Raw genomic sequence first — 18,324 nt, forward strand, 5'->3', positions numbered from 1 at the left:
GTCGAGCACGATTCGCGCCAATGTACCATAACTCCGATATTTCTATAGCGGAGACCGGCCACCGATCCGCCCCGTGATCTTCCGGTCACCGTCGGGCCAAAGCCGACCGCAGCCGTACGGCGGCCATGTCGGCACAGTCGTCGTCGCTCCAGTATCCGGTCGGCGTCGTCGCCATCCGCCGCGATTGGGCGGTGGCGGCCGCCGCGTCTCCGGTCGTCCTCGTTCCCGTCGTCACGCTCGTCGATCGGACGCTCTGATACGGCTTGTCGTACCTGGCTCCCGGTGATCCGCCGGCCCGTCTCGACGAATCACCGGTACGGACTTACGACAGTCCGTCTGAGGGGAGTGACCGAACGGTTATGTCCGGCGACCGACCAGAGGGCGTATGGTTCGGGTCACGGACCTCTTTGTCGCCCCTGCCGGGTCGGAACCCATGCAGTCGGTCGATCACGTCGAGGCTCTGACCGACCGCGGCCTGCGCGGGGACCGCTACTGCACGGGCGAGGGGTACTACGCCCCTTACGACACCTGTCAGGTCACGCTCGTCGACGCCGCGGCCATCGCCGCCATCGAGCGCGAGACGGGTCTCGATCTGTCGGACGGCCAGCATCGGCGCAACGTCGTCGTCGAGGGCGTCGACGTCCACGGCTTGCTCGACCACCGGTTTCGGGTCGGCGACGCGACGCTCGTCGGCACCCGTCCCCGACCGCCCTGCGCGCACGTCGAGGAACTCGCCGACAAGGAGGGTGTCGCCCGCGCCCTCGGCGACGGCCGGGGCGGCATCTGTGCCGACGTGGTCGACGGCGGGGACGTCGCCGTCGACGACACCGTCACCGACCTCGGTTCCCGGGATCGCACCGACGCCATCGTCGAGCGGTTGCGCTCCGAGGAGTGAGGCGACCGGCGCCGATCAGCCCGTGGCCGTCTCGGGACGCCGAATGGCGCGCCCCGCCGGGTCGACGCGAGACTGTCCATCCGACCGGTCCGCGGAGAGTCACTCCTCGACGATGGTGAAGCCGGTCGTGCGGAGGGTCGAGGACGGTTCGCTCCCCTCGCCGAATCCCGGGTCGTTCACCCGCCGACGGCGAACTCGCTGCGGGCATCCCCCAGAACCTCGTCGGCGTGGCCGGCCGGATCGGGGGCGTCCGTCGCGCGCACCTCGCCGTCGGCGACGAGGAAGGTCCGACGGTCCGCGTAGCCAAGATCGGTCGAGACGCCGAACGCCTCGGCGACCTCGCCGTCCGGATCGGCGAGGAGGTCGAACAGCAGTCCCTCTTCGTCCGCGAAGTCGGCGTGGCGGTCGACGTCGTCCATCGAGACGCCGTAGACCGTGATCCCGAGTTCGCGGAACTCGGCGAGCGCCGCCTGGAACTCGTTGGCCTCGACCGTACAGCCGCTCGTGAAGTCCTCGGGATAGAAGAAGACGACCGTCGGCTCCGTGAAGTCGGGCGTCACCGACTCGCCGTGTTGGTTGGGCGCCGAGACGTCGGGTGCCGGATCGCCGGGTTCGAGCATCGGCTACCTTTCGGCCGCGACGGGGATAATCGGTTCGCCACCGGCGGTTACCCCCGGATCGCCGCGAACAACAGCACCGCCCCGAACAGACCGACCGTCCCCAGCGCGTACGCGACGATCACCTCCCGCTCCCCCGCGACGACGAACGCGCCCGCAGAGCCCAGAAAGTAGCGGCCGAGACCACCGAGGACGACCCTGACCGCCCGGTCGAGCCCCTCCCCCGACACCCAGTCGCTCGTCCGGACGACGGTGTCGAGGGCGGCCGCGACCCGGTCGGCGGCGACAAGGGGCTTGCCGTCGTCGGACGGCCGTGTGGGACGCTACCACCTCTTGAAAAACTATTAACATGTCCCGCGCAGTCAGTTCGGCTGCAATGACCCTCCGTATCGACGACTGAGCGCGAGCCCAGTCGGACTGTTCCAGTCCTCCGGCGGGGCTCTCCGATCGTACGGTCCCTCGACCGCTCCCGACCCCCCCGCCATCGATGTCAGATCGCACCCGATCGACTGCCCACACGTATCGTCCCCGCCCCCTCACGCCCCGGGGGCTGGTCGCCAGCGTCCTGTTGGCTGCCAGCGTTCCCGCCGTGATCTGGGCCGTTAGCTACCCGCTGTCGGCGACGCTGGTCGCCGTCGCCTCACTCCTCGTCGTCACCGGCGCGCGGGCGCTTCACGCGCGCCTCGCCGACCGCTCGCCGGCGGTCAGGACGGCCGTCGCGGGTCTCCTGAGTTCCGACGGGCTGTGACCAGCCCGTCACCTCCCGACGTTTTAAGCGGAAGCCGCCGCCATGCCGTAGTATGAGCGACGGAACTGTCGGGTCGGTTGCGGCACTGGTCGGGGCGACTGGCGGCGCAGGGACCACGCGACTGTCGGTCGAACTCGGGGCGCTCCTCGCGGCCGACGGGCGATCCGTCGCCGTTCTCGACGCCGCCTTCGCCACGCAGGGACTGTCCGACTACCTCTCCGGACGGCTCGATCCGGATCTGACGGCTCTCGTGACCGACCGACGGGACGCATCGCTCGCCGAGGGGCTGATCGACGTTCCGATCGACGCCGACGCCGGTCGGCTGGCGTGCTGTCCCGCCGCCGCCCCGTTCGAACGCCTCGCTCGCGCGAAATCCCCCGACGCAGCACGGCGATTCGAATCCCGCATCGCCGCTGCGGCCGAGTCGTTCGATCACGTCGTCGTCGACACGCCGCCGGTGGCCGCGAACCAGTCGGTCGCGGCGGTGAACGCGGCCGATCACACCGCCCTCGTCGCCCCGGCGACGACTCGGGGGCGGGACGCAGTCCAGCGTTCCCGGGGACGGATCGACGACGTCGGCGGCCGCGTCGACGCCGTCGTGGCGACCCGCGGCGACCTCTCGGTGGCCGACGCCTCCCTCCCTGAGACGGCGACGGCCGTGACCGATGCGCCGACGTGTCTGGACGAGCACTCGGTGGCGGCTGCCGTCGCCGACGTCGCAGACGCCGTCTTCGGCGTCGATCCGTCTTCGGGCGGGGATCGTCGCCTGATCGACTCCGTCGGCGAGTTCGTCTCGCGATAGTTAGCGCAGGTCGCCGACGGAACTCATCGTCTCCGCCAGCGCGTCGCGCTTGTCGACGGTCGCCGTCGACTCGGGTTCCAGAACGCCCTCGACGGCGTCCGCCAGGTCGGGAACGGGGTCGTGCGTCTCGACGTACGTCGCCAGTGCGAAGTCCGCCTCGTCGGCGCCGACGAGTTCGACCGCCTCCGACCGGGGGAGGTTGCCGTCCAACCAGTCCCGGAGGATGCGGCGAGCGGTCGGGGCGAGCGGCGAGACTCCCGTGACGCCACACCGGTGGAGGAGTTTGGCGGCGGTCATCGGCACCACTCCCGCCTCGCGGGCGCAGTCGCCGACGCTCGTTCCGGCGGCGTACGCCTCCAGCACCGTCGCTGCCGCCTCGGGCGTACACGGGAGCACTTCGGCGTGGTCGCCGAGGCGAGCGATCAGGTCGCCGCCAGTCGCGTCCACCGTCGGCACCCCACGCTCGCGCTGCCGTTCGTGTACCTCGATGCCCGCAGCGATGTCCGACAGGCCCATCGGACGACAGTGGCGTCCCTTTCGTTGTAAAACCTACCGCCGAACTGGGACCGGCGCCACGAACGTACCGGTGACCGGTACGCTTTTCGCCGGCAGTTCGCCCCCGAACCCGGGGTTCCGCCCGTGTTTAAATACCCTATCGGGACCAACTTTCGACTGTGATGAGTCAGGCACGCGAGATGGAGTGTCCGGAGTGCAGCGGACGACTGAACGCCGAGGGTACCGAGACGATCTGCGGGCAGTGTGGACTCGTCGTCGACGAGTACCGGATCGATCACGGCCCCGAGTGGCGCTCGTTCGCGGACGACGACACGTCGCCCGAGCGGACGGGTGCGCCACTCACCCAGTCGCGCCACGACCGCGGCCTCTCGACCGATATCGGTCGGTCGACCCGAATCAAGGGTCGGAAGCGCCGGCGGCTGTCACGAATGCGGACCCAGCACCAGCGGGCGCAGATTTCCACGAAGCGCGAGCGCAATCAGGTGTACGCGTTCACCGAGATCCGACGGCTCGTCGGGGCGCTGTCGCTCCCGAAACACGTCCGCGAATCAGCCTGCTCGCTGTTCCGGACGGCACAGGAGGCCGACCTACTCCGCGGGCGGTCGCTGGAGGGGTTCGCCTCCGCCGCCGTGTACGCAACCTGCCGAGTGTGTTCGGTTTCACGTACCGTCGAGGAGGTGGTCGACGCCGCGAAAGCCCGCGAGGACGAGCATCGGGCGGCCTACCGCGCGCTGAACCGCGAACTCGATGTCGCCACCGGACCGATCCATCCCGCCGAGTACATTCCCCGGTACGCCAGCGAACTCGACGTGGACGAGGCCGTCCGCCGGAACGCCGAGACCCACGCCCGTCGGCTCCGCGAGTCGGGCGACGCGGCGGGGCGGAATCCGAGCGGCGTCGCCGCAGCCTGTCTCTACACGGCCGCCCGCGAGGCCGGCGTCTCCATCACTCAACGGGATGCGGCCGACGTCGCCGGCGTTACGCCCGTCACCGTGCGCAACACCTATCGGCTGTTGACCGAGTGAGGCGCCGTTTTCAGACTCGCTCGCAGGAGCGAACCGCAGCGCCGAGCGACTGGAACGCGCCGGAAGCAGTCGATTCCGGCGCCGCCGACACCACGGGCCGTTCCTCCGCGACCGATCGACCGACGCGTGGGTCGGCCGGCACCGTCGACACCGGCGCCCCGAGGACTCGCCGTAGTGCATCCTCCGGCGGGTCGTCGGCGCCGGTGGTCCGATTCAACACGACGCCGACTAGGCCAGCGTCGAGTTCCCGTGCCAGTTCCCGCGTTCGGACGACGTCCGCGAGGGCGAACCGCCGGGGCGATGCCACGAGGACGCAGGCGTCGGCGACGGCGAGTGGGACGCCAACGTCGGCCCGGAGCCCGGCCGGACAGTCGACTACTACGCCACCCTCCGCTCGCTCCACTGCGCGGAGCGTCTCCCCGAGTGCACGGACGTCGGCGGCGCGGGCGCCGGCGAGCGACCGTCCACACGGAAGGAGCGTGACGGGGCCACCCCGGACGGCCTCGGATGGCTCCGCCCGCCCGGCCAGAACGTCGTGGAGGTCCGGTCCCCGGCCCTCGGGGAGGTCGGCCATCCCGAGGTCGGCGTCGACGACGGCGGCGCCGAGTTCGGCCCCGAGGTTGTAGGCGACCGTCGTCTTCCCGACACCGCCTTTCCCGCCGGCGACGGCGACGATCACGCCAGCCTCCGGAGCGCCTCGACCGGCACATCGACCGCCGCCGCCCGGTCCGCGAGCGTCGCCGCTCGATCCGCGACGGTGCGGAGCGCCGCCACGTCGTCGGCCACCCGAGCGTCGAGTTCGGCCACGTCGCCTCCGCCCCCGTCGAGTGCCGTCGTCGCCGTCTCGACCGACGCGTCGGTTAGCCGTTCACCACGCTCCACTCGCCGTTCGACCGCCGTCAGCCACGCCTCGACAGTCCGAGGTGGTGCCGCGTCGTCGGGTCCGCCGACGTCGCCGTCCGCCGCCACTTCGTCGTCCGCCGCCACTTCGTCGTCCGCCGCCACTTCGTCGTCCGCCGCCACTTCGTCGTCCGCCGCCACTTCGTCGTCCGCCGCCACTTCGTCGTCCGTCGCCTCGTCAGCCTCGGCCGACGGCGGCGCGGTCGGTAGCGCATCGGCCGGTGGGCGCGACTCTCCGAGGCCGCGGACGGCGGCGTCGGCCGTCGCCGTCGCCGTCGCTTCGGTCGCTCGCCCCTCGTCGGTCACCGCGACTGGCGGGCGCGTTTCGGGTGCCGGACAGGCGTAGCCGAGGGCGCACCGACCGTCTGCCGGGACGACGCCACCGAACCCTTCGTCGTCCCACCCGGGTTCGGGAACGCCGGCACGCCGCGGCGGCAGGACCGGTCCGTCGAGTCGGTTGTCGATCCTGACGCGCCGGTCGACCGGCGACGGGTTCCGGAGTTGCACTGTCACGAGGACGACGTCGTCACGGCCGTCGAGGGACGTGAGGGTCCAGTCGGACTCCATGGTCCGGACTGGCCGCGTTACCGGGTATAAATCACCGGCGCATCCAGTATCGACGCCATCGCCGCGGCCCCGGACACGCCGTCCAGCCCGTCGACGACGACCGGTGCGTCGAGGGGAGCGATCCGGGCTACACCGAGAGCGGCCGCCGTCGCGTCGCCGTCGAACTCCCCCGGCGACGACCCCACCGTCGCCGTCCGAGGTACCGCAGCGAGCGCCGACCGAAACCGATCCCACACCGCGGCCGCCAGATCCGCCCGAACCTCGCGTTCGAGGTTGGCCACCCGGTCTTCGAGTTCGAGGCGCCGCTCGCGTCGGTCGCGGGCCTCACGGGCCGCCGTCTCCGCACGCTCGAGCGCCTGTTCGGCCGCAATTCGCTCCGTCTCGATTTCGGCGAGTCGGGTCGTTGCCTCATCCAGTTGGGCCTCGACCGCCGTCGTGTCCGCGCCGGTTTCGCGACGTGCTTGGACGCGACCCCTGAGCTCTGCGACGCGCTCCCGGAGTCGCTCCTCCTCCGCCCCCGCCTCGGCGGCGCGCCGGCGCGCCTCGCGGACGTCGCGTGCAGGCGGCGTCGTCTCGGTCAGTTGTGCTCGCGCGTCCTCGAGTGCCGACTCCCGCGGCGACTCGTGACCCAGCGCCCGTGCGGCGGCGGCGAGCGCCGCTCGCCGGTCGAACGTCGTCGTCGGGAGACGGGCCACGTGGTCGTGTACGGGACCCGGATCGGCACACTCGACGTCCACCGGCGCCTCCGCGCCGCGGATCGACCGAACGACCGTCGCCGCGTCGACGTCGGCGAGATCGACCGCCCGCCCCTCGTGGACGCGACCCTCGACGGTCACGCGCATATCGGTGCCAGCATCGCCGGCTAAGTATATCCTTCCCCGTCCCGTCCGCCGACTCGGCTCCGGAACGCTACAGATCCGCGTCGCGCATGGTTTCAGGATCGGGGTGGTCGGTTCCCGCAGCGAACTTGGCATACGGCGTGCTCGGGGTCTCGCGATCCTCGTAGGCGGCGGCGGCTTCCCGAATCGGCTCGGGAACCGCGGCGAACTCGTTGAGCGGCCGCGTGCGTTCGATCTGGACGTCGTCACCGTGTTTCGCTCGGAGCCGCAGGGCCAGGAAGGCGCCCAGTTCCGTCTCCGCGAAGAGTGTCGCCCGCCCGAATCGCCGGATAACCGTCGACTCGTGGCTGCGACAGACGTTGCGGAGCGTGGTGCGTGCGCCCCGCGAGTACGTGACAACGAGTAGCACCGTTGCCGTCCCGTGTCGGGACGGTTCACCTAATCCTGTGGGTACCGGCAGTCAGTCGAGACGGTCGACGTCGAACGACGACGCGTTCGGTGCGTGGTCGGCGATCCGATCCCGTGCTTCGGCACGCGACGATGCGATCACCACCACGTCCTCGACGGCCTCGGCGCCCCGGCCGACGTAGGCGCCGAGCGTGCTCTCGTCGTCGAACTCCGTGGCGTAGGTCCGCAGGGTCGCCAGCACCCGCTCTTCCGTCGTCGCGAGGTCCGCCTCCCCCGTCTCGAACGCCCGGAGTGCCTCCTCGACGTTCCTGATCGCGGAGATGCGGTCCATCACACCACCTTGTACTGGTCCTGTTTCGGGCTGTACAGATCGCCCTTGCGGCGCAGTTGCTCGATCTGATCCATCACTTTCCCCTCCTCGATTCCCTCGGACTGGGCGCGCTCGACGATGGCGTCGAGCGGTGCCCCCGCCTCACCCTCGTACTCGGCGTCGACCGCCTCGATCACGTCCTTGATGCTCTTGATGCGGTCGCGCTGGCTCTTCGAGGTGCCCGTCTCGATCACGTCGGCGTCGAACTCCCCCGTCTCGGGGTCGACGCCGATGTCCTGCAGACAGGAGCGGACGATGTCGATCACGCGCTCGGCGTCCTCGTGTTCGACGGTGTCGGAGAGTCGAACGCGGGCACTCGCCTCCGCGAGGCGGACCAGCGCCTCCAGTTTCCGGGCGGTAACGGGAACCGGCGCGTCCTCGTCGGCCCCCTTCGCGCGGAGGTCGACGTAGAAGTCCCGAATCGCTTCCTTCGCATCGTCGGCCATCGTCGGGAAACAGTTGCGCTTGGCGTACGCGATGTACTTCCGCAGGAGGTCGGGATCGATGGCCGGGTCGACCGTCTCAGTCACCGACTCAACCTCCGCCTGGCTGTGGTTCGAGTTCGCCACCTGCTCGCGCTGGGTGTTCAACTCGCCCGCGTAGTTGGTCCGCAGGATGTGTTCGGCGAGGGCGGCGTCCTCCTCCGGATCGGGCTGGTCCGTCACCGTGAAGATCAGGTCGAACCGCGAGATCAGGGCGGGTTCGAGGTCGATCTGTTCGCCGATGGGTTCGTACTGGTCGAATCGACCGTACTTCGGGTTCGCGGCGCCCAGCAGCGAACAGCGGGATTTGAGGGTGGCGTTGATGCCGGCCTTGGAGATGCTGATCTCCTGCTGTTCGAGCGCCTGGTGCATGGCGGACCTGTCTTCCGATCGCATCTTATCCAGTTCGTCGACCGCTGCGATTCCCTGATCGGCCAGCACCAGCGCCCCGGCCTCCAGACTCCACTGCTGTCCTTCGCCGAAGTCGTCGCGTACGGCGGCGGCGGTGAGGCCAGCCGAACTGGATCCCTTCCCGGACGTGTAGACGGAGCGGGGGGCGATATTCCGGATATACGACAGGAGCTGCGACTTGCCAGTCCCGGGATCACCGATAAGCAGCATATGCAAGTCCCCCCGAATCCGCGAGCCGTCGGGGAGCTCCTTCGTCACGCCCGAGAACAGCTGGAGGATCATCGCGAGTTTCTCCTCGTCGTAGCCGTAGATGGAGGGCGCGACGGAGGCGACCATCTCCTCGTAGATGTCGGGGTGGTTCGACAGTTCGACGATGTCGCGTTTGTCCTGCTCGCTGATCTCCATGTCCTCGAACTGTTCGTCCTCGATCTGGATGCTCACCCCGTCCATGTAGAGGTCGAACAGCTGTGACTTCTCGTTGCCCTCCGTCACCTGGTCGATGTGGAGGACGCCGGTGACGGTGACGTGGTCGCCGGCGGTCACCTCGCCGGTGATGTCGTCCTCGATGTCGACGTCGATGCTCTGCGGCGTCTCGCCGCCGCGCAGCCCCTCGGGCGACTCCTGGACCCGGAGCTTCTGGGAGTCGACGAACTCGGACTGGTCGTAGTTGACGCGGAAGGGCCCCTGTCGTTCACAGCCCTGGCACTCGTGGGGTTCCTGGAACCCGCCGGCGGTCTGGGGAATGTACGTCATCGTCCCACAGCGTTGGCACTCGAAGGCGGCTTCGGTGATCTTCGGGCGCACGTCCGTCGCCTTGCGGATGATGCCCGAGACGGCGATCAGCCGGCCGACGTGGTTGTCGTGGACCCGAATCGACCGGATGTCGACGGTGTCGGGGAGGTTCTCCAGACGGACGTGGGCTTGTCCGAGCGACACGTCGGCCGGCAGGTCGTACACGCGGAGGGCCTCCTCGGCGAACTCGCCGATCTGGTCGGGTTGGGAGAGGAAGTCGTCGGCGAGGTCCTGATCGAACGTGTAGAGGTCGTCGTAGTCGACGTGGAGGGACCGCTGTTCGTTGGGGTAGCGCTGAGCGAGACGGCTGATCTCGTCGCGGTAGTAGTTCCGGTAGAAGCGAACGAACCGATCGATCAACTCCTGGTTTTGCGACGACTGCGCCATTGCCACTGGGTCGTGCCGGCTCGCCTAAGAGTCTTCGCAAGGTGGTCGCTCAGAGCGACACGTCCGTCTCGATGTCCTCGGTCGCCTCCCGCAGGCCGTCCTCGCGGGAGTCGCTGGCGAGGCGGCCGGACAGGTCGGCGTCCGTCAGGAGTTCGACGAACGCGTCACGGAAGCGGTCGTTGGCACGGGTGGCTTCGCGCTCCGTCTCGACGACTCGCTCCCGGATCGCCTCCTCGGCGTGGTCGGCGTCGCGGACGAGGTGGCAGTCGAGGCGCGCCCGGACGACGGTGTCGGCGTCGACACCACACTCGTCGGCGAGCGCCGCGTCGTCGTCGCCGTCGTAGAACCCGCGCACGAGGCGGACGTACGCCCCCGTCTCGAGGTCGGTGTCGAAGTCGTAGCGTTCACGCATGGCCGCGACGAGGTCCTGCAGACGCGCGTCGACGGCCTCGGGGTCGTCTGCGTCGACGAGCGAACCGCGGGACTCCGCCTGTCGCTCCGTGACCGTCTCCTCGCCCGTCGCGTCGAGAAAGATGTCCCGTAGCTCCGCGGTCTTGTCGTCCATACTTCAGGAAGTTCGCTTGCGGGCAAAAACCCATCGGCGCGCCGCCCCTTCGTCAACCAACATGATCTAAGTGGTTTACGACACTGTTCCCGGTATGACGACTGCAACGGACTCGGTCGAACTGGTCGGCGAGGAGGTGACCGGCAACGTCGCCCGCGCGGTGCTGTTCGCGGCGGCGACGAGCGCGACGGCGCCGGTGGATATGGTCCACCCGCTCGCCCCGAACGTCCCCATCACGCTCCAGACGCTCTGGGTGTATCTCGCTGGTATCGTCCTCGGGCCGCTGTGGGCGGGGGTGGCGTTCACGCTCTACTTGCTCGCCGGCCTCGTCGGCCTCCCGGTGTTCGCCGGCGGCAACGCCGGGCTCGGCGTGTTGCTCGGCCCGACCGGCGGCTTTCTCGTCGGCTTCCCCCTCGGCGCGATGGCCATCGGCGCCGTCGCCCACGGGACCGACGGCCTCACCGCTCCCGACGACATCCCCGTGCCCCGACTCCTCGCCGCGCTGGTCGCGGGCACGGCCGTCGTCTACGCCGCTGGCGCCGTCGGATACGCGCTCGTGCAGGCCGTCGGTATCGCCGCGGGCGTCTCGGCCGTCGTGGTCCCGTTCCTCCCCGTGGCGGGGCTGAAGGTCGCCGGGACCGTCGCTATCGTCCGCAGCGAGGCCATCGTCGCCCGATGACGATCACGGTCGAGGAGTACACCTACCGGTACGGCGAGGGGGGGGCCGGGGTCCTGGCCGTCGACGGCGTCTCCCTCACCGTCACCGACGGCGAGTTCCTCGTCCTCGCCGGGGCCAACGGCTCCGGCAAGACGACGCTCGTCCGCGGATTCAACGGCCTGTTGACGCCGGACGAGGGGTCGGTTCGCGTGAACGACCGGCCCGTCGCGGACGACCCGGTCGCCGCCCGGTCGAGTGTCGGTATGGTGTTTCAGGACCCACGCGACGGCTTCGTCGCCGCCACCGTCGGCGCCGACGTGGCGTTCGGTCCCGAGAACCTCGGCCTCCCGCGCGAGGAAATCGACCGCCGCGTGACCGACGCCCTCGATGCCGTCCGCATGGCCGGGCGGGACGAGGAGCGCATCGACGAACTCTCCGGCGGCGAACGGGAACGCGTCGCCATCGCGGGGGCCCTGGCGATGGACCCCGATCACCTCGTCCTCGACGAACCCTTCACCGGCCTCGACTGGGCGGCGCGGCGGTCCGTCTTGGCGCGACTGGAGACCCTCGACGACGCGGGCGTCAGCGTCGTCGTCGTCACCCACGACCTGCGGGACGTGGCGGCGCTCGCGGATCGGATCGTCGTCCTCGCGGACGGATCGGTCGCGCTCGATACGGCCGACCCCGTCCCGGACGCCCTGACCGCCCTCGGCGTCCGCCCGCCATGAGCCTCCGGTACGTCGCGGACGACACCCCCGTTCACCGCCTCGACCCCCGAACCAAGCTGTTCGTGCAGGCCGCCGTCGCCGTCGCGGCCTTCGCACACACGACGCCGCGGGGGCTGGTCGTTCTGACGGCTTTCGCCGGCGGCGTCTGCCGGCTGGCCGCGACGCCGATCCTGTCGAGTCTGCGAACCTACCGTGCCTTCTTGCCTTTCCTCGTCGCCGGACCGCTGGTCGAGGGGGTGACCCTCGGAGCGCCGTGGTTCGTCCCCGCCGACGCCGTCACGCCCGCACTGGCGAGCTACCGCGTGATACTCCTCCTCCTCGTCTCGACGGCGTACATCCGTACGACCCGGGTGCGCGAGTCGCGGGTCGCCATCCAGTGGCTGCTGCCGGGGCGGGCCGGCGTCGTCCTCGGCGCTGGCGTCGGGTTCGTCCTCCGATTTCTGCCCGTGCTTCGCGACGACCTATCGACCATTCGCTCGGCGATGGATGCCCGTCTCGGCTCGGAACGCTCGCTCCGCGAGCGGATCCGGCTGATCGGCGTGACTGGTCTCCGCCGGGTGTTCGTTCGCGCCGACCGCTTCGCGCTCGCCCTCCAAGCCCGGTGTTTCGCGTGGAACCCGACGCTGCCCGCCCTCTCGCCGACGTGGTGGGACGGGCCGGCCGTCGCCGTCGGCGTGGCGTTGCTCGTGTGGGCCGTCGCGTGACGGCTCGCCGTGGTAACCTTTAACCCCCGCCTCTGCCGCCCACTACGTATGCCCGTCCTCCAGACGGACGCCGTCACGCGGGAGACGTTCTGGACGATCGGTCCGGTCGGCGAGGCCGCCTTCTACTACCTCGCGGCCGTCGCTATCCTCGTCTTCCTGTACGGCGTCTACGCACGGATCGTCACCTACGCCGCGGCGCCGGCCGACCCCTTCGCCCGCCTCGACGACCTCGGGAAACGGGTCGCTCGTGCCACCCGCCTCCTGCTCACGAACGAGGCGCAGTTCGACCGCGACACCTACGCCGGCGTCATGCACACGTTCGTCGTGTGGGGCTTTCTCACGCTGCTCATCGGGACGACCATCCTCGCCATCGACATGGACATCTGGACGAAGCTACTCGGCCAGGACTCCTTTTTCGTCGGCGACTTCTACCGCTCCTATTCGCTGGTGATGGACGCGCTCGGTCTCCTCTTTGTCGTCGGCGTGGGGATGGCGATGTGGCGGCGCTACGGCGTCCGCGAAGCGCGTCTGTGGGGAAAACACACCGATCTGGAGGACGACGCCTTCGTCCTCACGCTCTTTGCTCTCGGCGTCGGCGGCTACCTCGTCGAAGGACTCCGCATCCTCGGCACCGGCTTCCCGGACTTCGAGACGGTGAGCTTCGTCGGCTACGCCCTCGCGCTCGTGGGGCGGGCTGCCGGTCTCGATCCGGGGACGGCCGAGGCCGTCTACGCCGTCGCCTGGTGGAGTCACTCCCTCCTCGCGCTGGGTTTCGTCGCCCTGCTCCCCTACGCCAAACCCGTCCACATGCTCACCTCGATGGCGAACGTGGTGACTCGGGACGAGAAGGCGGGCAAGCGGCTGCCGGGCGTCCCCGCCGACGCGAGTCCCGAGGAAATCGGCACCGGCTCCGTCGACGACTTCACCTGGCGCGAACTCCTCGATCAGGACGCCTGTACTACCTGCGGGCGGTGTTCCTCCGTCTGTCCCGCCAACGAAGTCGGGCGCAACCTCGACCCGCGGGACGTGATCCTCGACCTGAAGGCCTACCGCGAGGCCCGGGCGGCGGGCGAGGCGGAGGAACTGCCCATCGTCGCCGACGGCGGCGAAAGCGTCGTCGCCGCCGAGTCGATGAACGCCTGTCTCTCCTGTATGGCCTGCATGGACGCCTGCCCCGTCGACATCGAACACGTCCGGCAGTTCACGGGCATGAACCGCCGGCTCACGGAGTCGGGGGAGATGGACCCGCACGTACAGGACGCGATGATGAACGTCTTCCAACAGGGCAACGTCTTCGGCGACCCGGCCCGCAAGCGCCCCGACTGGGCGGCGGACCTCGACTTCGAGGTCCCCGACGCCCGCGAGAAGCCGGTCGACCTGCTGTGGTACGTCGGCGACTACCCCTCCTACGACGACCGAAATCGGCGCGTCGCCCGGGCGCTCGCCCGCATCTTCGAGGCCGCGGGCGTCTCCTACGGTATCCTCTACGACGACGAACGACACGACGGCAACGACGTGCGCCGCGTCGGCGAGGAGGGGCTCTACGAGATGCTCGTCGAAGACAACGCCGCTGCCCTCGAGTCCTGCGAGTTCGACGAACTCGTCTGCACCGACCCGCACAGCTACAACACGTTCACCCACGAGTACCCCGAGATGGCCGACGACTTCGACTACCCCGTCTCGCACTACACGGAGGTGGTCGAACGGCTCGTGAGCGAGGGCCGCCTCCCGCTCTCTTCCTCCCTCGACTACGCCGTCACGTACCACGACCCCTGCCACCTCGGCCGCATGAACGACGTGTACGAGGCACCCCGCGAACTCGTGCGGGCGACGGGTGCCACCCTCGCCGAGATGCCGCGCAACCGATCGAACTCCTTCTGCTGTGGCGGCGGTGGGGGCGGCGTCTGGACCGAAGTCGAGGAGGAGACGAAACCGAGCGAGGAACGCCTCCGCGAGGCCGTCGAGGACACCGACGCCGACGTCGAAACGTTCGTCGTCGCCTGCCCGATGTGTACGACCATGTTCGAGGACGGACGCAAGACCGGCGACTTCGAGGACGAACTCGAAATCGTCGACCTGACCGAACTGCTGGTCGAGGCGATGGACGCTCCCGTGGGTAGCGTCGCCGACGGCGCCACGTCGGAACTCCCCGAGTGACCCGGCCCACCCCATCCCCTTTGCCGGCGGCCGTCGAATCGCCGCTATGCGCGTCAACGAAGCCGACCTCGACTGGGACGCGACGGAGCGCGACGAGACGACGTTTCGGCGCAAGCGCCTCGCGAACGCCGCCGGCGGCGACCGACTCGGCTGTTCGCTCTACGAACTCCCGCCGGGCAAGAAATCCTGGCCCTTCCACTACCACACGGGTAACGAGGAGGCCATCTACGTCCTCGCGGGCGCGGGCCAACTGCGCACCGACGACGGTCTCGAACCCCTCGTTCCGGGCGACTACGTGGCTTTTCCCGTCGGTCCCGAGGGCGGCCACCGCGTGGTCAACGACGGCGACGACCCCTTGCGGTACCTGGCCATCTCGACGATGAACGACCCGGACGTGACGGTGTACCCCGACTCCGAGAAGATCGGCGTCTACGCGGGATCGCCCCCCGGCAGCGACGATCCGCGGACGGTCGCGGGCTACTACCGCCGCGACGACGACGTGGACTACTGGCTCGACGAGCGCTGACCGTCGAGGGTCGCCAGGATCGCTCGACCCGGTTCGTGGTCGCGCGCCGGCGCGTCCGGAAGGTACGTCGTGAGCGCCTCGCGGACGAGCGCTCGGTCCGACGGATCGAGCGGTTCACACCCCTCGACGCGCTCGATGACCGCCATCGCCCGGTCGGGCGAGCGGCCCGCGTCGACGGTGCGTTCGACGTAATCGAGCATCGCGGCGTGGAGCACCCACGCCTCTTCCCGGGAGCAGTCGACGCCGTCTGGACCGTGGCAGGCGAACGGGGACATGACTGTTTACCTCGGTCGTGGGTACGCCTACGTGGGTCTTGTGGCTGTGGCTTCTGGGTACTCACCGCACACGACCACGTCGACTACGAGAACGCCGACAGCCCCGTCAGATCCTCGCCGAGGATCAGCGAGTGGATGTCGTGGGTGCCCTCGTAGGTGTACACCGACTCCATGTTCGCCAGGTGGCGCATCGGCGGGTAGTCGGCCGTGATGCCGTTGCCGCCGAGCATCTCGCGGGCCACGCGCGACCACTCGCGGGCCATCCGGACGTTGTTGCGCTTGGCCATCGACACCTGCTCGGGTCGGAGGTCACCCCGCTCTTTCAGGTCGGCGAGGCGGTGTGCGAGCAGTTGAGCGGTCGTCACCTGCGTCGCCATCTCCGCGAGTTTCTCCTGTTGCAGTTGGAAGCCACCGACGGGTCGGCCGAACTGCTCTCGCTCCGTGGCGTACTCACGGGCCGTCTCGAAACAGTTCCGCGCGGCGCCGACGGCGCCCCAGGCGATGCCGTACCGAGCCTGGGTGAGACAGGAGAGCGGTCCCTTCATGCCTTTCACGCCGAGGACGGCCTCCTCGGGCACCCACGCGTTCGAGAGGCTGATCTCGCCGGTGATCGACGCCCGCAGGGAGAGTTTCTCGTGGATCGGCTCGGTCGACACGCCGTCGCGGTCCGTCTCGACGAGGAAGCCCCGAACTGGGGTCCCCTCGGTCGACCGGTCGCGCGCCCAGACGACCGCCACGTCGGCGATGGGCGCGTTCGTGATCCACGTCTTCGACCCCGAGAGCCGGTAGCCGTCGCCGTCGCGTTCGGCCGTCGTCGCCATCGACGACGGGTCGGACCCGTGTTCGGGTTCGGTCAGCCCGAAGCAGCCGACGGCCTTCCCCCGTCCCAGAGCGGGGAGCCACTGCTCCTTCTGGGCCGCCGTGCCGAAGGCGTGGATGGGGTACATCACCAGCGCCCCCTGGACGCTCGCCATCGAGCGAACGCCGGAGTCGCCGGCTTCGAGTTCCTGCATCAGGAGGCCGTAGGCCGTCTCGCTCACGTTCGGCAGGCCGTAGCCCTCCAGATTCGGCCCGTAAAACCCCAACTCACCCATCTCGGTGATGAGATCCGTCGGAAACGTGCCGTCGAGGAAGTGGTCGCCGATGTCGGGGCGGACTTCCTCGTCGACGAAGTCGCGGGCGGTGTCCCGAATCAGGCGTTCCTCCTGGCCGAGGTCGGCCTCTAGGTCGACGTAATCGAGCATGGCGGAGGTCGGTCCCGACACGTGAAAATCCTTCTCACGGGGCGCCGCGGGTCCCGGCTCGAACGCGACGCAGGCCGTCGACTACAGGAACTCCCGCACTTCGGAGTACCACATGTCGTGGTGGTCGACGGCGCCGACGCGTTCGGCTATTTCGACGGCCAGGGCGTGCCAGCATCGCTGGCTCGGATCGGCCGTATCGAGGTTGTACTCGGCGTCCTTGCAGGTACAGCCGCCGTCCTCGATTATGTACTCGTCGTCGTGCCCCACGACGACCGTGAAGTCTCGGTACTGCTTGACGCGTTCCTCGGAGACGGCTTCGATGGCGCGTTGCCCTCGGTCGCCGTGGGCCGAGAGGATGGCGTCGACGATGGGGCCGGATAGCTCTCCGGCCGCCGACAGCGCCGTGTGCCAGTCCTCCACCTCGCTCACGACGCGAAGCGTTGGGCCTCGCCGTCTAAAGCGGTTCGGTCGGTCCGACGACCGCACGACGAGTGGCAGACAGTGTGGCCGGCGTCGAACCGCGGCCCTTTTCGCTCCACCCCGCCCACTCACCCTATGCGCGTCACCGAGGGTGGCATCGCGTTCGACGTGCCCGACGCCCGCGACGGCGCGAGCGAGGGCCGCGGCGAGGGCGTCTTCTACAACCCCACGCAGGAGCTGAACCGCGACGTGACCGTCGCCGTCCTTCGCGCCTACGCCGACCGCGACCCCCGTGCCGAGTCGTATCTCGACGCCATGACCGCCAGCGGCGTCCGCGCCTGCCGTGCCGCAAGCGAGGGCTGGGACGTGACGGCCGTCGACACCGACTCCGACGCCGTCGCCCTCGCCCGCGAGAACGCCGCCCGCAACGATCTGTCGGTGGACGTGATCGAACGCGACGCCAACGTCCACATGCACGACTCGACGTTCGACGTGATCGATCTCGACCCGTTCGGCACGCCCGTGCCCTTCGCGGACGCCGCCTTCGCCAACGCCCGCGATCTAGTCTGTGTCACTGCCACCGACACCGCGCCGCTCTGTGGCGCCCACTTCGAGAGCGGCGTCCGCTCCTACAGTGCGGTCCCGCGCAACACCGACTACCACCCGGAGATGGGCCTACGCGTCCTCCTCTCGGCCCTGGTGCGGACCGCCGCCCGCTACGACACCGCCGCTCGCCCCATCTGCTCGCACGTCTCCCGCCACTACGCCCGGACCTACCTCGAACTCGACGGTCGGGCGACGGAGGCGGACGACTGCATCGACGAACTCGGGTACGTCCACCACTGCGAGGACTGTCTCACCCGCGACCACGAGTACGGCCTGCTCTCGCACCCGCCGGAGACCTGTCCCGCCTGCGGCGGGAACCGCGTCGTCACCGCCGGGCCCCTGTGGTTCGGGGCGATCCGTGATCGCGAGTTCGTCGCCGCCGTCCGAGAACGCGTCGACGACGGGATGGGCGAGGCCGTTCGCGCTCGCCGGCTGCTGGAAACGGTCGAAGCCGAACTCGACCGGCCAACCCACTACGACCAGCACCGCCTCTGCAAGCAGTGGGGGCGCTCGGCCAACGCGATGGACGAGTTCCTGGCAGACCTCCGTGCCGCCGGTTACGACGCCTCACGCGCCCACTACGGCGGGACGACGTTCAAGACGGACGCCGACGTCGAGGCCATCCGGGCCGCGACGGCCGAGTGATACCTGTGTGAACAGGTCGTACGGTTATGCGTCTCTC

The 18,324-nt window shown here is 69.5% G+C and carries 24 protein-coding genes; 11 read left to right on the forward strand and 13 right to left on the reverse strand.

Annotated features, from left to right (window positions below; translation table 11 throughout):
• Positions 1–125: 125 nt before the first annotated feature.
• Both V8686_RS04270 and V8686_RS04275 read left to right on the forward strand, forming a co-directional pair.
• Positions 126–257, forward strand: a complete 132-nt coding sequence (locus V8686_RS04270) for a hypothetical protein (protein WP_379702727.1) — start codon at positions 126–128, stop codon at positions 255–257.
• A 128-nt stretch (positions 258–385) separates the two neighbouring features.
• A complete protein-coding gene (locus tag V8686_RS04275; protein WP_379702728.1) occupies positions 386–895 on the forward strand; it encodes an MOSC domain-containing protein in 510 nt (169 codons plus the stop codon).
• A gap of 176 nt (positions 896–1,071) precedes the next feature.
• Here V8686_RS04275 and V8686_RS04280 read toward each other — a convergent pair whose 3' ends face one another.
• Positions 1,072–1,515: a peroxiredoxin gene (locus V8686_RS04280; protein WP_379702729.1), complete on the reverse strand. Its 444-nt coding sequence runs from the start codon at positions 1,513–1,515 to the stop codon at positions 1,072–1,074.
• A 47-nt stretch (positions 1,516–1,562) separates the two neighbouring features.
• Entirely contained in the window at positions 1,563–1,742 is a 180-nt protein-coding gene (locus V8686_RS04285) for a hypothetical protein (RefSeq protein WP_379702730.1), read from the reverse strand.
• 257 nt (positions 1,743–1,999) lie between these two features.
• Here V8686_RS04285 and V8686_RS04290 point away from each other — a divergent pair, with 257 nt between their 5' ends.
• Together V8686_RS04290 and V8686_RS04295 are read left to right on the forward strand one after the other, a co-directional pair.
• Positions 2,000–2,260 carry a hypothetical protein gene (locus V8686_RS04290; protein ID WP_379702731.1) on the forward strand — a complete coding sequence of 87 codons (261 nt, stop codon included), beginning with the start codon at positions 2,000–2,002 and terminating at the stop codon, positions 2,258–2,260.
• Positions 2,261–2,312: 52 nt separating this feature from the next.
• The gene (locus tag V8686_RS04295) at positions 2,313–3,062 is read left to right on the forward strand and encodes a P-loop NTPase family protein (RefSeq protein ID WP_379702732.1); all 750 of its coding nucleotides are present in this window, start codon (positions 2,313–2,315) and stop codon (positions 3,060–3,062) included.
• Here V8686_RS04295 and V8686_RS04300 read toward each other — a convergent pair whose 3' ends face one another.
• A complete protein-coding gene (locus V8686_RS04300) occupies positions 3,063–3,578 on the reverse strand; it encodes a DUF7858 family protein (protein WP_379702733.1) in 516 nt (171 codons plus the stop codon).
• Between the two features lie 161 nt (positions 3,579–3,739).
• Here V8686_RS04300 and V8686_RS04305 point away from each other — a divergent pair, with 161 nt between their 5' ends.
• Entirely contained in the window at positions 3,740–4,603 is an 864-nt protein-coding gene (locus tag V8686_RS04305; protein WP_379702734.1) for a transcription initiation factor IIB, read from the forward strand.
• Between the two features lie 10 nt (positions 4,604–4,613).
• On the opposite strand, the gene V8686_RS04310 is transcribed toward V8686_RS04305, so the two are convergent.
• The 7 genes from V8686_RS04310 to V8686_RS04340 form a co-directional block, all read right to left on the reverse strand.
• Positions 4,614–5,282: a nucleotide-binding protein gene (locus tag V8686_RS04310; protein WP_379702735.1), complete on the reverse strand. Its 669-nt coding sequence runs from the start codon at positions 5,280–5,282 to the stop codon at positions 4,614–4,616.
• Positions 5,279–6,070, reverse strand: a complete 792-nt coding sequence (locus V8686_RS04315; protein ID WP_379702736.1) for a DUF7857 domain-containing protein — start codon at positions 6,068–6,070, stop codon at positions 5,279–5,281. Before V8686_RS04315 ends, V8686_RS04310 begins: the two co-directional genes overlap by 4 nt.
• A gap of 17 nt (positions 6,071–6,087) precedes the next feature.
• Positions 6,088–6,912: a DUF7856 family protein gene (locus tag V8686_RS04320; RefSeq protein ID WP_379702737.1), complete on the reverse strand. Its 825-nt coding sequence runs from the start codon at positions 6,910–6,912 to the stop codon at positions 6,088–6,090.
• A 67-nt stretch (positions 6,913–6,979) separates the two neighbouring features.
• A complete protein-coding gene (locus tag V8686_RS04325) occupies positions 6,980–7,318 on the reverse strand; it encodes a DUF7855 family protein (protein ID WP_379702738.1) in 339 nt (112 codons plus the stop codon).
• 51 nt (positions 7,319–7,369) lie between these two features.
• Complete coding sequence (locus V8686_RS04330; protein WP_379702739.1) at positions 7,370–7,648, reverse strand: DUF7854 family protein; 279 nt, start codon at positions 7,646–7,648, stop codon at positions 7,370–7,372.
• Positions 7,648–9,759 (reverse strand): minichromosome maintenance protein MCM, encoded by a 2,112-nt coding sequence (locus tag V8686_RS04335; RefSeq protein ID WP_379702740.1) that lies wholly within the window; start codon positions 9,757–9,759, stop codon positions 7,648–7,650. Before V8686_RS04335 ends, V8686_RS04330 begins: the two co-directional genes overlap by 1 nt.
• Positions 9,760–9,808: 49 nt before the next feature.
• Positions 9,809–10,324 (reverse strand): conditioned medium-induced protein 4, encoded by a 516-nt coding sequence (locus V8686_RS04340; RefSeq protein WP_379702741.1) that lies wholly within the window; start codon positions 10,322–10,324, stop codon positions 9,809–9,811.
• A 94-nt stretch (positions 10,325–10,418) separates the two neighbouring features.
• Here V8686_RS04340 and V8686_RS04345 point away from each other — a divergent pair, with 94 nt between their 5' ends.
• Genes V8686_RS04345 through V8686_RS04365 form a run of 5 tightly spaced genes read left to right on the forward strand, consistent with a single transcriptional unit; the run spans position 10,419 to position 15,097 of the window.
• Positions 10,419–11,003: a biotin transporter BioY gene (locus V8686_RS04345; protein ID WP_379702742.1), complete on the forward strand. Its 585-nt coding sequence runs from the start codon at positions 10,419–10,421 to the stop codon at positions 11,001–11,003.
• Positions 11,000–11,710 (forward strand): energy-coupling factor ABC transporter ATP-binding protein, encoded by a 711-nt coding sequence (locus V8686_RS04350; protein WP_379702743.1) that lies wholly within the window; start codon positions 11,000–11,002, stop codon positions 11,708–11,710. The genes V8686_RS04345 and V8686_RS04350 overlap by 4 nt, the downstream gene beginning before the upstream one ends.
• Positions 11,707–12,414, forward strand: a complete 708-nt coding sequence (locus V8686_RS04355) for an energy-coupling factor transporter transmembrane component T family protein (RefSeq protein ID WP_379702744.1) — start codon at positions 11,707–11,709, stop codon at positions 12,412–12,414. The genes V8686_RS04350 and V8686_RS04355 overlap by 4 nt, the downstream gene beginning before the upstream one ends.
• A gap of 48 nt (positions 12,415–12,462) precedes the next feature.
• A complete protein-coding gene (locus V8686_RS04360) occupies positions 12,463–14,571 on the forward strand; it encodes a (Fe-S)-binding protein (protein ID WP_379702745.1) in 2,109 nt (702 codons plus the stop codon).
• Between the two features lie 46 nt (positions 14,572–14,617).
• A complete protein-coding gene (locus tag V8686_RS04365; protein WP_379702746.1) occupies positions 14,618–15,097 on the forward strand; it encodes a cupin domain-containing protein in 480 nt (159 codons plus the stop codon).
• On the opposite strand, the gene V8686_RS04370 is transcribed toward V8686_RS04365, so the two are convergent.
• The 3 genes from V8686_RS04370 to V8686_RS04380 all read right to left on the reverse strand — a co-directional run bounded on the left by V8686_RS04370 (position 15,076) and on the right by V8686_RS04380 (position 17,045).
• The gene (locus tag V8686_RS04370; RefSeq protein ID WP_379702747.1) at positions 15,076–15,372 is read right to left on the reverse strand and encodes a DUF7853 family protein; all 297 of its coding nucleotides are present in this window, start codon (positions 15,370–15,372) and stop codon (positions 15,076–15,078) included. The two genes, V8686_RS04365 and V8686_RS04370, sit on opposite strands and share 22 nt — an antisense overlap.
• A gap of 83 nt (positions 15,373–15,455) precedes the next feature.
• Positions 15,456–16,616, reverse strand: coding sequence for an acyl-CoA dehydrogenase family protein (locus V8686_RS04375; protein WP_379702748.1), 1,161 nt, complete (start codon positions 16,614–16,616; stop codon positions 15,456–15,458).
• 81 nt (positions 16,617–16,697) lie between these two features.
• Positions 16,698–17,045 (reverse strand): hypothetical protein, encoded by a 348-nt coding sequence (locus V8686_RS04380; RefSeq protein WP_379702749.1) that lies wholly within the window; start codon positions 17,043–17,045, stop codon positions 16,698–16,700.
• 126 nt (positions 17,046–17,171) lie between these two features.
• Between V8686_RS04380 and V8686_RS04385 the strand changes: the two genes are divergently transcribed.
• The gene (locus tag V8686_RS04385) at positions 17,172–18,287 is read left to right on the forward strand and encodes a tRNA (guanine(26)-N(2))-dimethyltransferase (RefSeq protein ID WP_379702750.1); all 1,116 of its coding nucleotides are present in this window, start codon (positions 17,172–17,174) and stop codon (positions 18,285–18,287) included.
• Positions 18,288–18,324 lie beyond the last annotated feature (37 nt).

Source organism: Haloplanus litoreus (assembly GCF_045690335.1).
Taxonomy (GTDB): domain Archaea; phylum Halobacteriota; class Halobacteria; order Halobacteriales; family Haloferacaceae; genus Haloplanus; species Haloplanus litoreus.